General features: G+C 36.9%; 16 protein-coding genes and 2 other annotated features. Of the genes, 13 read left to right on the top strand and 3 right to left on the bottom strand.

The features are described 5' to 3' along the window. Positions 1 to 80 precede the first annotated feature (80 nt). Positions 81 to 207: a sequence feature (ribosomal protein L20 leader region), on the top strand. Positions 208 to 286: 79 nt separating this feature from the next. The 6 genes from infC (at position 287) to BK577_RS08565 (ending at position 3363) form a co-directional block, all read left to right on the top strand. Next, complete coding sequence (gene infC, locus BK577_RS08590; RefSeq protein WP_169908260.1) at positions 287 to 808, top strand: translation initiation factor IF-3; 522 nt, start codon at positions 287 to 289, stop codon at positions 806 to 808. 21 nt (positions 809 to 829) lie between these two features. Next, positions 830 to 1030, top strand: a complete 201-nt coding sequence (rpmI, locus tag BK577_RS08585) for a 50S ribosomal protein L35 (RefSeq protein ID WP_026560853.1) — start codon at positions 830 to 832, stop codon at positions 1028 to 1030. Positions 1031 to 1062: 32 nt separating this feature from the next. After that, a complete protein-coding gene (rplT, locus tag BK577_RS08580; protein WP_078432515.1) occupies positions 1063 to 1422 on the top strand; it encodes a 50S ribosomal protein L20 in 360 nt (119 codons plus the stop codon). Positions 1423 to 1521: 99 nt separating this feature from the next. Further along, the gene (locus BK577_RS08575) at positions 1522 to 1791 is read left to right on the top strand and encodes a DUF1294 domain-containing protein (RefSeq protein WP_245823451.1); all 270 of its coding nucleotides are present in this window, start codon (positions 1522 to 1524) and stop codon (positions 1789 to 1791) included. A 67-nt stretch (positions 1792 to 1858) separates the two neighbouring features. Continuing rightward, complete coding sequence (locus tag BK577_RS08570) at positions 1859 to 2440, top strand: TVP38/TMEM64 family protein (protein WP_078432513.1); 582 nt, start codon at positions 1859 to 1861, stop codon at positions 2438 to 2440. 29 nt (positions 2441 to 2469) lie between these two features. Beyond that, the gene (locus BK577_RS08565) at positions 2470 to 3363 is read left to right on the top strand and encodes a nucleoside hydrolase (protein ID WP_169908165.1); all 894 of its coding nucleotides are present in this window, start codon (positions 2470 to 2472) and stop codon (positions 3361 to 3363) included. Positions 3364 to 3399: 36 nt separating this feature from the next. On the opposite strand, the gene BK577_RS08560 is transcribed toward BK577_RS08565, so the two are convergent. Continuing rightward, positions 3400 to 3792 (bottom strand): sigma-w pathway protein ysdB, encoded by a 393-nt coding sequence (locus BK577_RS08560; protein ID WP_078433507.1) that lies wholly within the window; start codon positions 3790 to 3792, stop codon positions 3400 to 3402. 121 nt (positions 3793 to 3913) lie between these two features. Here BK577_RS08560 and BK577_RS08555 point away from each other — a divergent pair, with 121 nt between their 5' ends. Next, a complete protein-coding gene (locus BK577_RS08555; RefSeq protein WP_078432511.1) occupies positions 3914 to 4402 on the top strand; it encodes a dUTP diphosphatase in 489 nt (162 codons plus the stop codon). A gap of 76 nt (positions 4403 to 4478) precedes the next feature. Continuing rightward, positions 4479 to 5564, top strand: coding sequence for a M42 family metallopeptidase (locus BK577_RS08550; RefSeq protein WP_078432510.1), 1086 nt, complete (start codon positions 4479 to 4481; stop codon positions 5562 to 5564). A gap of 30 nt (positions 5565 to 5594) precedes the next feature. Here BK577_RS08550 and sspI read toward each other — a convergent pair whose 3' ends face one another. Next, the gene (gene sspI, locus BK577_RS08545; RefSeq protein ID WP_078432509.1) at positions 5595 to 5813 is read right to left on the bottom strand and encodes a small acid-soluble spore protein SspI; all 219 of its coding nucleotides are present in this window, start codon (positions 5811 to 5813) and stop codon (positions 5595 to 5597) included. A gap of 156 nt (positions 5814 to 5969) precedes the next feature. On the opposite strand from sspI, the gene BK577_RS08540 reads away from it, so the two are divergent. The 3 genes from BK577_RS08540 to pheT all read left to right on the top strand — a co-directional run bounded on the left by BK577_RS08540 (position 5970) and on the right by pheT (position 10552). After that, positions 5970 to 6722: a TrmH family RNA methyltransferase gene (locus BK577_RS08540; RefSeq protein WP_078433506.1), complete on the top strand. Its 753-nt coding sequence runs from the start codon at positions 5970 to 5972 to the stop codon at positions 6720 to 6722. A gap of 56 nt (positions 6723 to 6778) precedes the next feature. Further along, positions 6779 to 7018: a binding site (T-box leader), on the top strand. Between the two features lie 67 nt (positions 7019 to 7085). After that, positions 7086 to 8120, top strand: coding sequence for a phenylalanine--tRNA ligase subunit alpha (gene pheS, locus BK577_RS08535; protein ID WP_078432508.1), 1035 nt, complete (start codon positions 7086 to 7088; stop codon positions 8118 to 8120). Between the two features lie 17 nt (positions 8121 to 8137). Continuing rightward, entirely contained in the window at positions 8138 to 10552 is a 2415-nt protein-coding gene (gene pheT / locus BK577_RS08530; RefSeq protein WP_078432507.1) for a phenylalanine--tRNA ligase subunit beta, read from the top strand. A gap of 173 nt (positions 10553 to 10725) precedes the next feature. Here pheT and rnhC read toward each other — a convergent pair whose 3' ends face one another. Continuing rightward, entirely contained in the window at positions 10726 to 11658 is a 933-nt protein-coding gene (rnhC, locus tag BK577_RS08525; protein WP_078432506.1) for a ribonuclease HIII, read from the bottom strand. 118 nt (positions 11659 to 11776) lie between these two features. On the opposite strand from rnhC, the gene zapA reads away from it, so the two are divergent. Next, on the top strand, positions 11777 to 12049 hold the full coding sequence (gene zapA / locus BK577_RS08520; protein WP_372496314.1) for a cell division protein ZapA: 273 nt from the start codon (positions 11777 to 11779) through the stop codon (positions 12047 to 12049). A gap of 9 nt (positions 12050 to 12058) precedes the next feature. Beyond that, positions 12059 to 12598, top strand: coding sequence for a CvpA family protein (locus tag BK577_RS08515; RefSeq protein WP_026561692.1), 540 nt, complete (start codon positions 12059 to 12061; stop codon positions 12596 to 12598). The last annotated feature ends 29 nt before the right edge of the window (positions 12599 to 12627 follow it).

Genomic DNA, 12627 nt, shown 5'->3' with positions numbered 1-12627 from the left:
TTGTTTTAAAAGTATATTATTTGCTTGCAAGATCTTTGTATAGATGGTATAATTCTCTAGGTAATTGAATAGTCTTATATTTTAACAAGCAGAAGCACCCGCTTCTCACCTGATTGACACATCCGTTTGTAGTTGGCAGGTAACGATGATATAGTTTATGTATACAATCGTAGTGTGGGTGTTTTGCATCCACACTTTTTTATTTGTCTCAAATAAAAAGACCAAGATCTACAATGACGGTGTTAAGAATTACTATTCAGTTTTGATAAAACCTTGGAGGTGGCTAATTATTAGCAAAGATATGATGGTAAATGACGGAATCCGCGCACGTGAGGTTCGTCTAATCGGTGCCAACGGAGATCAGCTTGGAATTAAATCTCGCCAAGAGGCTTTAGAAATTGCGACAAGAGCTAATCTAGATTTAGTTTTAGTAGCTCCTAATGCAAAGCCTCCTGTCTGCCGCATCATGGATTACGGTAAATTTCGTTTTGAACAGCAAAAGAAAGACAAAGAAGCTCGTAAGAATCAAAAAATCATCAATCTTAAAGAGGTCCGCTTAAGTCCTACAATTGATGAGCATGACTTTAACACTAAGCTTCGAAATGCACGCAAATTCCTTGAGAAGGGCGATAAAGTAAAAGCTTCTATCCGCTTCAAAGGACGTGCAATTACTCATAAAGGAATCGGTCAAAAGGTGCTTGATCGCTTCTCAGCAGAATGTGCAGATTTAAGCACAATTGAATCACATCCAAAAATGGATGGACGCAGCATGTTCTTAGTTCTAGCACCGAAAAATGAAAAGCAATAATCCCTTAAGGAGGAATACCTTATGCCAAAAATGAAAACTCACCGTGGAGCTGCTAAGCGTTTCAAAAGAACAGGCTCTGGTAAACTTAAACGTTCACATGCTTACACAAGCCACTTATTCGCTAACAAATCTACTAAAGCAAAACGTAAATTACGTAAATCAACTGTAGTAAGCAAAGGCGATTTCAAACGTATTCGTCATTTATTAGACAATATTAAATAATTCGGACCATCGTAATATAGGAGGGAATTTACATGCCAAGAGTAAAAGGCGGTATCGTTTCACGTAAACGTCGTAAAAAAGTTTTAAAATTAGCTAAAGGTTATTTCGGTTCTAAACATAGATTATACAAAGTTGCAAATCAACAAGTGATGAAATCATGGATGTATGCATACCGTGATCGTCGTCAAAAGAAACGTGATTTCCGTAAATTATGGATCACTCGTATCAATGCAGCTGCTCGTGTTAATGGTCTTTCTTACAGCCGTTTAATGCACGGATTAAAGCTTGCTGGTATCGAAGTGAACCGTAAAATGCTTGCTGACTTAGCTATTGCTGATGAAAAAGCATTTTCTCAATTAGCAGATGCTGCTAAAGCACAGCTTAACAAATAATTGAACGGTATAAGAGCTGACTCTAAGTAGATAGAGTCAGCTCTTTTTCATATCAAAGGAGTTTTAAGGTATTATACATACAGAAGGGAAGTGAATAGAATGCTTTATGTGTTAGTCTATTATCTATTAGTAAACATCATCTGCTTCTTCTTAATGGGCTCAGATAAAAAGCGTGCTATTAGGGGAGAGTGGCGCATAAAAGAATCAACACTATGGTTATTTGCTCTCGTGGGGGGAGCCATCGGCGGTTATATTGCGATGAAAGTATATCGTCATAAAACAAAACATACATCTTTTACTGTTTTCTTTCCGCTTATTGCAATCGGACACATTATACTTTTGGTTTATTTAACAATTTCTTTGGCATAAACGCAAAATCTTCCCGTACAATGGAATCAATACGACTTCATCTATGGATTACAACTAGAAAGCGGTGATGACTATTCAACTGGCCACTTCTACCGTGTTGACCGTCATTCAAACAACTGGCTTTTTTGCGCCAATTGCTTTTATTTTGTTTCATATGATCAGGCAGTTTTTGTTTCTTCCTGTTGCGGTTGTTTGTATAGCTGGAGGAATTTTATTTGGTGCACAACTAGGGTCAGTGTATTCAATCATTGGTTTAACAGGCTCGAGTATTACCTTTTATTTCGTTACAAAACTCTTTCCTAAACTGTTGGATCGCTTAATGAAAATGAAGGGAAAATGGTTGGGAACTTATACAAATTTTTCTTTTATTCAAATTATGATATTAAGAATGATCCCTTTTATCAACTTTTCGCTTATTTCGTTATGCATTTTAGACAAAGCCAAAACATTTGGACGTTATACAAAACTCTCTTTTCTTACACATATCCCTTCAACACTTTTGTTTACGTTTTTAGGAGCATCTATTCAGACTTTACCTCCTGTCGTATTAATCGGGATTGTGATCGGCTTGTTTATTCTTATCTATTATTTTAGAGAAAAACAAGTATTGATTAAGTGGAATGACTTTTTTATAAGGGAAAAAGCATGATAAAACCGTAGAAAGTTGATGATTTGATGGTGAAAAAGAAAGTTCTCCTTGATACAGATATTGGTGGTGATATTGATGATGCCCTTTGCTTGGCGTATTTATTAAGTCAGCCACTATGTGAACTAGTGGGGATTACGACAATAGGCGGGGAAGTCGAAAAAAGGGCAATGATAGCAGATGCCATATGTAAAGCAGCTGGAATGAGCATTCCTATTGCAGCAGGTGCAGACTATACGCTAATGCAAAGCTCACTATATCCAACACCTGATGGAGCAAAACACCTGGCAAATTGGCATCATGAAAAATCATTTGTGAAAAACAAAGCTGTTGATTTTATGAGGCAAACCATTCGTGAAAATCCCCATGAAATTTCACTTTTAGCTGTAGGTCATTTAACAAACATTGCTTTATTATTTTTGGCGGATCCAGAGATACCGAAGCTCCTAAAAGAACTCCATATCATGAGTGGTGTGTTTTCAAAAGAATTAGAGAAAACCATGGATATGCCAATATCAAATTGGAACTCTTGGGTAGATCCACAAGCAGCAGCGGTTGTTTATCATACTGATGTTCCTGTTCATACTACCTTTGGTCTTAATGTTACCACCCAATTAGTTCTTAAAAGGAATGAAAAGGAAGATTTATTTTCTACCCCGCTCATGGAAGCTGTGGAAGACTTTGGCTCACCCTGGCTGCAATCAAATGATATGACTTTTCATGATCCTCTTGCCGCAGCTTGTCTATTTGATCCTCAGATTTGTGACTATCAACAAGGATCTATCGAAGTTGAGGTTAAAAAAGAGGAACAACTCGGGATGATGGAGTTTCAACAAAGAGTTGACGGGAAAAGAAATATTGCCATACGTGTTGATCGAGAAAAATTCTTCGATCACTATTATCATGTTGTTCATAATTCTATGTGAGGTAGAGCTTGAGATGGAGTATCTCAAGCTCTTCTATTAACTTTGACTTTTTTTCAAAATCAATTCCTTGATCGGACTTTTCCAATCTACCTTACTATGAGGATAGCGTAATTTCACTTGTTCTTGGATGTGTTCGAAATCCTCCAACGTCAGTCCCTGTAACTCATTGGTTGATTTTGACCAAATAAAGATCGAGACAACTTCAAAAGAGTTTGTTGTTGTTCCTAAATATTTCTCTCCTTCAAATAATGCACCTTTGTACGTAAGTAAAAAGTTTTTCCTTACGTTATCTTTTTCATCAAGAAAATAAAACTGCTTTTGTTCATGTGCTAATTCGAGCTTTCGTTTTGGATTAAATAAAAACTTAATTCCTGTATAAAGAAGAAAGACAATCAAGACGATTAACAACAAACGTAATAAAATGACAATCATCGTAAAACCCCTCCTGAGGGCAATTTTTCTTATATACGATTGAGAGACCGAAAAGGTTCCAAGTTTTTTAAAAAATTTGTTATAATTTTTTTAGTGAAAATTGTTGGAGGAATACTTTATGAATTTTACCGTACTATTTAACATGCAGCAGGAATTAGATGCAAAAATACAAGCGCAACATAATCTTGAGAATGAGAATTTGGTTGATCGAAAAGTACTTGCTTTATTAGTTGAAATTGGTGAGTTGGCAAATGAAACCAGGTGCTTTAAATTTTGGAGTCTAAAGCCGCCTGCACATACTGATATCATATTAGAAGAATATGTAGATGGTATTCACTTTATCTTGTCCTTAGGATTAGAATTGAACATAGATATTTCGATGCACTTTGAAGACCGAGAATCAAGTGCAACATTAACTGAGCAATTTTTAATTGTCTATGAAAAAGTATCAGCATTTAAACATGATTCATCTTTGTCTACCTACAAAAACATGTTTGAGGAATATTTATTACTCGGTAAATTATTAGGTTTTACTTCACTACAAATAGAAAAAGCATACATATTAAAAAATGAAGTGAATCACAAACGACAACAACAAGGATACTAAGAAGGGAGTTATTTTCTTTCTATAGATCCTTTATTGTATAATAAACATGATTGTTAATTGAAGGAGGCCTACACAAATGACGAAGCTAGATGAAACATTAACAATGCTAAAAGACTTAACAGATGCAAAAGGAATTCCAGGTAATGAACGCGAAGTACGCGATGTTATGAAAAAATACATATCTCCATTTTCTGATGAAGTTGTAACAGATAACTTAGGAAGCTTAATTGCTAAAAAGGTAGGACAAGAAAACGGTCCTAAAGTAATGATAGCCGGTCACTTAGATGAAGTTGGATTTATGGTGACACAAATCGATGATAAAGGTTTTCTTCGATTCCAAACCGTTGGGGGCTGGTGGTCACAAGTTATGTTGGCACAGCGTGTAACAATTGTGACTAGAAAAGGTGAGGTTACTGGAGTAATCGGTTCTAAGCCTCCACATATTTTACCTCCTGAAGCTCGTAAAAAGCCGGTGGAGATTAAAGATATGTTTATTGATATCGGTGCATCAAGCCGTGAAGAGGCGATGGAATTTGGTGTTATGCCTGGTGATCAGATTGTTCCTTATTTTGAATTCACAGTGATGAAAAATGAGAAAATGCTTCTCGCGAAAGCTTGGGACAACCGAATTGGCTGTGCTATCGCGATTGATGTTTTAAAAGCATTAAAAGATACAGATCATCCGAATGTGGTTTATGGTGTAGGTACTGTACAAGAAGAAGTTGGTTTACGAGGTGCCCGTACTTCTGCCAATATGATTCAGCCTGATATCGCTTTTGGCGTAGATGTTGGTATTGCTGGTGATACGCCTGGTATCTCTGACAAGGAAGCTTCTAGTAAAATGGGAGAAGGTCCGCAAATTATTCTATATGATGCTTCCATGGTATCGCATAAAGGCTTAAGGGATTTAGTAACAGATACAGCTGATGAACTGAACATACCGTATCAATTTGATGCAATTGCTGGAGGCGGTACGGATTCAGGAGCTATTCATATATCTGCAAATGGTGTTCCGGCATTATCGATTACAATCGCAACTCGATATATCCATTCACATGCAGCAATGTTACACCGTGATGATTATGAAAATGCTGTTAAGCTTATAGCAGAAGTAATTAAAAGATTAGATCGTGAAACAGTAAATAAAATTACTTTCGATTAAAAAATGCTGGGGGAATTCCCCAGCATTTTTTTACTGTACATTTTTATTAAGACCTTGCTCCAGTGTTGTTAACATTTCTTTTTTATCACCTTCATTTGCATTCTGCCAAATGACCTCAAAGAGAACTCCTAAACCTGGCAGCATTTTTTCCTCACCACTTTGAATGGCATCCACAATGGTGTCTTGTAGTTGATCTTGAGTATTTCCTGAAACATTTGAGATAACCGCATGACGAAGGTTTAAATTCACTGTATAACACTCCTTTTAAAAGTAGTCACAGCTAAAAATCTAGTTTGATTAAATGATGACTAGATAACAGCTTTTAATGATAGAATTTGTTAATTACGTAAGAATTATGTATGATTGGAAAGAGAAATTGGAATAGTTCAAAAAGGGAGTATGAAAGTGGAGCGAATTGAATCAGTTAAAAATCCAAAAGTGAAACAATGGAAGAAGCTACATACAAAAAAAGAGCGTGAAAATACCGGTACATTTATAATTGAAGGCTTTCACTTAGTTGAAGAGGCTTTGAAAAATAAAGAAATGATTAAAATACTTATTGTTTCAGAAGAAATCAGTTTGCCACATACTTGGGATGTCGATAATATTAGTATTACTTTTGTTACGAAAGATGTCATGAAAGCAATTAGTGATACAGAGGCTCCACAAGGGGTGGCAGCCATTTGTGAGTTTCAGACAACTTACACACCTGAAAAATGGACAAAAGTATTATTATTAGATAGTGTTCAAGATCCTGGTAACTTGGGAACGATTATTCGTACAGCTGACGCAGCTGGAATAGACGGAGTGATTTTAGGTGAAGGAACAGTTGATCACTTTAATTCTAAAGTGATTCGCTCCAGCCAAGGTTCATTATTTCATTTACCAATCGTAAAAGGCAGTCTAGATGAGTGGCTCAATGTTTATAAGAACAACAATATCCCTGTCTACGGCACATCTTTGCAAAATGGAGTGAGTTACAAAGAAGTTCCAGAAGCTGACCAGTTTTGTCTCCTCCTAGGAAACGAAGGCAGTGGTGTAAATAAAGATTTATTAGATCAAGCAACTAAAAATCTGTACATTCCTATTTATGGTGGAGCAGAATCGTTAAATGTTGCAATTGCTGCAGGCATTCTTCTTTATCATTTGCGAAAATAGGCAGGTTGCGGGAACATATTGTTTTGATTATAATAAGATAGACATTACATATATGAAACAAAACGATGACAGAGACTAGTAATTTACAGTTCGTCCATTCAGGGAGAAAATGCCGGGACTGAAAGCATTTTTTGGATAGAAGTAAATGAATTCACCTCTCGAGTTGACACTTAGACCGTCAATAGACGTAAAGGTGTTCCGGTTTTTACCGTTATGGAAATGAAGTGAGTTATACTTAGGACAAAATCAAAGTATAGCTAACAAGGGTGGTAACGCGATTTCAACTCGTCCCTTTTATGGGGCGGGTTTTTTATTTTGCAAAAAAACCGCTAATGAGGTTTTTAAATAAAGGAGGAAGAACAAATGCAGGAGCAGTTAAAACAGCTTCAACAAGAAGCGCTTGAAAAAGTAGAACAAGCGCATGATTTAAAGGCATTAAATGACATACGTGTCGCTTACTTGGGTAAAAAAGGACCGATTACAGAAGTGTTAAGAGGAATGGGAAAGCTATCGGCCGAAGAACGTCCTGTTATGGGGGCACTTGCAAATGAAGTAAGAGAAGCTATTGCAACATCTATTTCAAGCAAGCAGGAGCATTTAGAACAACTTGCTGTTGAGCAAAAGTTAGCAACTGAAACAATTGATGTAACATTACCTGGTCGTCCAGTAAAAGTTGGGAATCATCATCCGATTACGGCTGTTATTGAAGAAATTGAAGATCTATTCCTTGGAATGGGTTATCAAATTGCAGAAGGTCCTGAAGTTGAAACAGATTATTATAACTTTGAAGCATTAAACCTTCCAAAAGGACATCCGGCACGTGATATGCAGGATTCCTTCTACATTACAGAAGAATTGCTTTTACGTACACACACTTCACCTGTTCAGGCTAGAACAATGCAAAAGCATGAAGGGAAGGGACCTGTTAAGGTTATCTGTCCTGGCAAGGTATATCGACGTGATAACGATGACGCGACACACTCACATCAGTTCACACAGATTGAAGGACTGGTTGTTGATGAAAATATCAGCATGAGTGATTTAAAAGGTACACTTGAAGTATTTGCTAAAAAGATGTTCGGTGAAGAGCGTGAAATTCGCCTTCGTCCTAGCTTTTTCCCATTTACAGAGCCTTCAGTAGAGGTTGATGTATCCTGCTTCTCATGTGGTGGAAAAGGATGTAATGTGTGTAAAGGTACAGGCTGGATTGAAATTCTTGGAGCTGGAATGGTGCACCCAAACGTACTAGAAATGGCTGGCTTTGATTCAAAGAAATACAGCGGATTTGCTTTTGGAATGGGGCCTGAGCGTATCGCGATGCTAAAGTACGGAATTGATGATATCCGACATTTCTATACAGATGATGTACGATTCTTAAAACAATTTAAACGAGCGTAAAAGGAGGATATAACAATATGTTTGTTTCATATAAATGGTTAGCAGAATATGTTGACCTGTCAGGAATCACACCTGATGAGTTAGCTGAAAAAATTACACGTAGCGGAATTGAAGTAGAAGGTGTTGACGTTTTAAACGATGGCATAAAGGGCGTTGTCATTGGTCACGTTGTTGAAAAAGAGCAACATCCGGATGCAGATAAATTAAATAAATGTCAAGTTGATTTGGGGAACGGTGAGCTTACACAAATTATTTGCGGTGCCAAAAATGTAGATAAAGGTCAGAAGGTTGCTGTTGCCACAGTAGGTGCAGTTTTACCTGGTAACTTTAAAATTAAAAAGGCAAAGCTTCGTGGAGAGGTTTCAAATGGAATGATTTGTTCCCTTCAGGAGCTCGGTATTGAGTCGAAGCTAGTTGCGAAAGAATATTCAGAAGGAATTTTCGTATTCCCAAATGATGTAGAAGTAGGGGCGGATGCACTGGAACAGCTGAATCTAGATGATGCTGTACTTGAGCTTGGATTAACTCCAAACCGTGCAGACGCATTAAGTATGCTTGGTGTTGCTCATGAAGTCGCTGCAATATTAGGTCGTGAAGTAAAGTATCCGGAAGTATCGTATGAAAATTCTTCAGAAAAAGCATCAGATTTAGTTGATGTAAAAGTAGATGCACCGGAAGATAATCCATTATACATTGCGAAGGTCATTAAAAACGTAACGATTGCACCATCACCTTTATGGATGCAAACACGCCTAATGGCAGCAGGTATTCGTCCTCATAATAATGTGGTTGATATTACAAACTTCGTTTTATTAGAATACGGTCAACCACTTCATGCATTTGACTATGATCGTCTAGGCTCTAAGGAAATTCTTGTTCGTCGTGCACAAGATGGAGAAAAAATTGTAACACTTGATGATCAGGAACGAACACTTACTTCCGAACATTTAGTGATTACAAATGGAATTGAACCTGTTGCATTAGCTGGTGTTATGGGTGGAGCAAACTCAGAGGTTCAATCTGACACGAAAACCGTTTTATTGGAATCTGCATTATTTAATGGTGGGCGTATTCGTACAGCTTCAAAAGATCATGGCTTACGTAGTGAAGCAAGTGCACGCTATGAAAAGGGAGTTGATCCTAATCGTGTTCCTGCAGCTGCAGAGAGAGCAGCACAATTAATCTCACTGTATGCCGGTGGAGAAGTGATGGAAGGAAATGTAGAAGTTCGTAATGCTTCTTTTGAGCCAAAAACAGTAAGAACAACTGTTGAAAAAGTGAATCGAGTTCTTGGTATGGATATTTCAGCAGAAGAAATGAAATCCATTCTTGAGCGTCTTCAATTTGAGGTAGTTCTCGATAATTCTACATTGGCAGTGAAAGTTCCTACTCGCCGTGGTGATATTACGATTGAAGAAGATCTTGTAGAAGAAATTGCAAGACTTTACGGATATGATAATATTCCGACAACATTACCTGTTGGTCAAGCAATTCCAGGAAAGCTAACAGAGTATCAGGAAAAACGCCGAAAAGTTCGTCGCTACTTAGAAGGAACTGGCCTTTATCAAGCGATTACTTATTCTCTTTCTAGTGAAGAAAAAGCAGCGAAATTCGCTTTGGAAACGTCTGAACTAACGAAACTTGCTCTACCTATGAGTGAGGAGCGCAGTGTATTACGTTTAAGCTTGCTTCCACATTTATTAGATGCATTACGTTACAATCTTGCTCGCCAAATTGACCAGGTAGCATTATATGAAATTGGTTCAGTATTCCTTTCACAGGGTAAAGACGTTCAACCACTTGAAAAAGAACGCCTATCAGGCGCTGTTACAGGATTATGGCATTCACACTCTTGGCAAGCTGAGAAAAAGCCTGTAGATTTCTATGTAGCAAAAGGTATTTTAGATGGCCTTGTCGATTTATTGGGATTAACCTCTCAAGTTGAATACAAGCAAGCGAAGCGCGAAGGGATGCATCCAGGGCGTACAGCTGAACTTTATCTTGGTGAAAAGCTTGTTGGTTTTGTAGGGCAGGTTCACCCAACGGTTCAGAAAGAATTGGATTTAACAGAAACGTATGTGTTTGAGCTATCATTAGTTGATCTATTAACAACAAATGTAGAAGAAATACGTTACGAAAGCATTCCACGTTATCCATCCATCACAAGAGACATCGCATTAGTTGTGAAGAAGGATGTTGTCGCTGGTGATATTGAAAAAGTTATCACAGAATCAGGCGGCAAAATGCTAAAAGAAGTAACTGTATTTGACCTGTATGAAGGTGACCGCCTTGAAGAAGGGAAAAAATCAGTTGCTTTCTCATTACGCTATTTTGATCCGGAACGTACGTTAACTGATGAAGATGTTACAAAAACACATCAGAAAGTATTGGATGCTGTTGAAGAGAAGATCGGGGCAACTTTAAGAGGATAATGGATAAAAACGAATCACTTTGTGTGATTCGTTTTTTTGTGTGTGTCGAATTATGTTTAATTTTGTCTAATAGTAAATAAAATCTGAAAATCGAAAATAAATTCCAATAATCGTTGATAAACTTTAGAAATCGTTAATAAATTGTCTTAATCGAAAATAAATCCACCTACTAGCTATTTTTTAGCAATTTTTAAGGCTTTTTCCGTATTGGCAAAATGCTTCTTCGTAATAGTAGCTAAAAACTCACTACCTTTTTTCTGAAGGATCTTTGCAGCAGCAATATCTACTTGTGCTCCTGCACCTTTTGGAATCACAACACCCGCTTTTTGGGACAACTTATCAAATTCTTGAATAAATGAATAACGGGCAATAATGGATGCAGCCGCAACCGCAAGATGAACACCTTCAGCTTTAGTTGAAAAATAGATATTTTCTTTATACACTTTTTTTCCTTGAAGATGGTTGAAATAAACACCCGGCACAGCAAATTGATCGATTAGAACACCATCGGGCTTTTCCGGATCAATCTTCATAAGTAAATGATTAATAGCCTGGTTATGTAAAATAGCCTTCATTTTTCCTTGTGACATTCCTTGCTGTTGTAGATCATTATATTTTTCATTATGTAAGACAAGCAAACTATAAGGGATTGTTTGAATCAGATCTTTTGCAATGTCACAAATTTGAGGATCTTTAAGGTTCTTCGAGTCTTTGACACCTAATTCTTTTAAAAGTTCAATTTGATCGCTCTTAACATATGCTGCAACGACTGTAATTGGGCCGAAAAAATCTCCTGTGCCAACCTCATCAGAACCAATAATAGACAAGTTTGATATATTTGCCGGTGGTTGATATCCATTAGGTGCTTTTGCAATTGAAGGCTGTTTCTGAGTTGTTGGAGCAGCTGTGCCCCATTGTGCAGCCACAGCTTCAGCAGAATTCCCCTGAAAAAGTACTTTTCCGGATTTGTATGCGGTGATTGTACATCCGTTTACTTTCGCTGAAAAAACCGCTCCAGGAGGGGTCTTTTCTATTTTATTTTTGTTATAATAGCTCTCCATTTTTGTGATTTGTTCTGGCCCTACTTTTATAACGGAATTCGCCAATTTTTACACCCTTTCTAAATAAAAACTAACTATGACTTGTTTGCATTTGTTCAAAAAATTGTCCTTCTTCCCATATGATAAAGCTTCATGTTATGATATAAATTAGGATTTGCAGGAAATGGAGGATTTATCGTTGTCAAAACGTCCTAAGTCTAAAACAACAGTAGACATATATGGTCAACAATTTTCAATTATTGGTTCTGAAAGCACAAGCCATATTCGAGCTGTTGCTGCAATGGTTGATGATAAAATGAGAGAGATTAATAGTAAAAATCCGTCTCTTGATATAAATAAATTGGCAGTGTTAACAGCTGTTAACGTTGTCCATGACTATTTAAAGCTAAAAGAAGAGTATGAAAAACTCGAGAAACAATTATTTGAAAAGGATTGAAGCTGAAATATGCTAGATTTTGTTTTGTTTATTATTCTATTATTCGGAATATTGGTCGGCTTAAAACGTGGATTTATTCTGCAGTTTATCCACTTAGCCGGATTTATCATTTCTTATATTGTAGCATACCAATATTTTGATGATCTTGCACCAAAATTAAAGCTGTGGGTTCCTTACCCGGTATCAGGTGAAGGTCCAACAATATTAACATTACTCAGTGGCGATGACCTTGAGGGTGCTTATTACCGAGCTGTTGCATTTGTATTATTATTCATTGGGACAAAAATTGTTATGCAGATTATTGGTTCAATGCTGGACTTTGTGGCACTTCTTCCGATTTTAAAGCAATTAAATAGGGCTGCCGGATCAATACTTGGATTTTTAGAGTCATATCTTGTTTTATTTATTATCCTTTTTATTGCGGCACTTATTCCAATGGAACAAATTCAAAGTGCTTTAGACCATTCGGTATTAGCAAATCTTATTGTTAACCACACACCTTATTTTTCTGATAAAGTAAATGAACTTTGGATTCAATACATGTCTTAAAAGAGGCTGACTTAAAAAGGGTAATTCCT

Origin of the sequence: Metabacillus halosaccharovorans (genome assembly GCF_002019635.1) — a bacterium.
Taxonomy (GTDB): Bacteria; Bacillota; Bacilli; order Bacillales; family Bacillaceae; genus Metabacillus; species Metabacillus halosaccharovorans.
This window is presented reverse-complemented; position numbering and strand designations above follow the sequence as displayed.